We start from the raw sequence: 1,306 nt of genomic DNA, 5'->3' as shown, positions 1-1,306 counted from the left end.
TGACCATTTAGCCAGGCATGCTCCCCGACCGGCGTCCTGAGCTGATCCAGATCCGACCGGTCTACGATCACCGCACCGGGTTCGCGCAGCCGCCCGCGCAACGCCAGAGGCAATACACGGGAGAACATCATGGCGTCCGCGTCCGTGCGGATGCCCGAAACATACACCGAGACCCCGCCGCCGGATCGCTCCTTGTTGCGCCAGTCGCCTTCCACCCAGAGGTAGGGCTCGACGTCGGCGACGCCAGGGTCCATGCGAAGGCGCATCTCCACGTCGGCATTGATGTCGCGGCCGAAATTGACGCTTTGCGTGCCCGGGTAGCCCGCCCACAGGTCGGTCGAGGACGCCGTCACATAGACGGCCGCACTGCCGAAAATTCCCAGCACCAGCGCCGCTTGCACGGTCAGCAAGAGACCTGCGAACCCAACGGCCAAGACGGCCGGCACGAAGCGGCGCCACTCATGGACGATGGTCTTGCGCGCCAATGCGATCATGAGGCTGACCCTTCGACGCCGGCGGGCCATGGCGCACCGCCAAGCGACTTGTACAGCGCCACGAACGCGAGCGTGTGGCTGGTATGAGCAGCGGCAAGAGCGATGGACTGTTGCAGCGCCTCACGTTGGGCTGCCAGGCGATCGAGCTCGCTCGCCAACCCCAAGCCCACCAACAAGACCTGGGCTTGCGTGCGGCGATCGCTTGCGTCAAGGGCGATCTGGAGTTGTCGGGTGCGTTCCTGCGCGTGCTGCAACCGGCTCAGGGCCGACTCGGTCTCCGCGACACCTTCCAGGACAGCTTGGCGATAGGCCATCAGCGAGGCATCGAGCGCTTCCTTCTGCGCATCGGCGAAGGCACGCCTGCGGCCCCAGTCGAACAGAGGGATGTCGATCACCGGGCCGATTGCCGGAATGTTGTCCGAAGTGCGGCGACTGTGCCGCGTGAGGTTGTGCGCGTAAAGGATTGAGGCCCCGAGCGCGATCCGGGGATAGAGTTCTGCCCGGGCGATTCCCAGTTCAGCGGCTGCCTTCAGCACCTGCGCCTCGGCGCTGCGTATTTCAGGGCGGTATCGCAGCAAGTCCGCCGGCACTTGCCGTAGCGCAAAAATCTTCGTGCCTGGCAGCGGCACCGGCGGCCAAGTCGCAGCCGGGGTCCAGGCCTCGTCGGGGGTGGCTCGACCCAGCAGCATGGCGAGTCCTTGCGAAGCCCGCTCGGCCGTCTCGCGCGCTTCGCTCGATCGGGCGTGCGTCTGCGCCAGACGCTCGACGACCTGGAGCCGCTCATCGGGCGCTCCCAGCCGCAGGCGATGCCG

At 66.7% G+C, this 1,306-nt stretch carries 1 protein-coding gene and 1 pseudogene; both read right to left on the bottom strand.

What is annotated here, in order from left to right; translation table 11 throughout:
* A pseudogene (locus tag ACSFA3_RS23800) lies at positions 1-494 on the bottom strand (ABC transporter permease); the annotation flags it as partial.
* Positions 491-1,306 (bottom strand): TolC family protein (locus tag ACSFA3_RS23795; protein WP_435507873.1); only part of this gene is annotated, 816 nt, incomplete at its 5' end. The gene ACSFA3_RS23795 and the pseudogene ACSFA3_RS23800, both read right to left, overlap by 4 nt.

The organism is Variovorax glucosi (assembly GCF_051216695.1).
GTDB lineage: Bacteria > Pseudomonadota > Gammaproteobacteria > Burkholderiales > Burkholderiaceae_C > Variovorax.
The sequence above is the reverse complement of the archived record's forward strand: the minus strand, read 5'-3'. Positions and strand labels throughout refer to the sequence as shown.